The following is a 244-nucleotide window of genomic DNA, read 5'->3' as shown; positions in this document are numbered from 1 at the left end:
CGCCTGGATGATGTTCTTGCGGGCGCGCTCCTTGTCGGGCGGCGCCACCGCGTCCTCGATGTCGAGGAAGACGAAGTCGGCGGCGCTGTTGGCCGCCTTGTCGATCATCTCCGGGCTGGAGCCCGGAACGGCCAGCTCGCTGCGCTGCAGTCTCAGTTTCTTGAGGTGGTTGATGGTGTGGCTCATCGTCCGTTCCTCACGCCGCCTCGGCGACCGGCATCGCGGCGGTGCGCCGGAAATGCTC

1 protein-coding gene is annotated in these 244 nt (G+C 67.2%); it reads right to left on the bottom strand.

The genetic code is table 11. The features are described 5' to 3' along the window. Window positions 1-186: aldolase/citrate lyase family protein (locus AU465_RS32705; RefSeq protein WP_246506616.1), on the bottom strand; the 186-nt coding region annotated here is incomplete at its 3' end. Between the last annotated feature and the right edge of the window lie 58 nt (window positions 187-244).

It is taken from the genome of Mesorhizobium silamurunense, assembly GCF_014843905.1.
GTDB lineage: Bacteria > Pseudomonadota > Alphaproteobacteria > Rhizobiales > Rhizobiaceae > Mesorhizobium > Mesorhizobium silamurunense.
The sequence above is the reverse complement of the archived record's forward strand: the minus strand, read 5'-3'. Positions and strand labels throughout refer to the sequence as shown.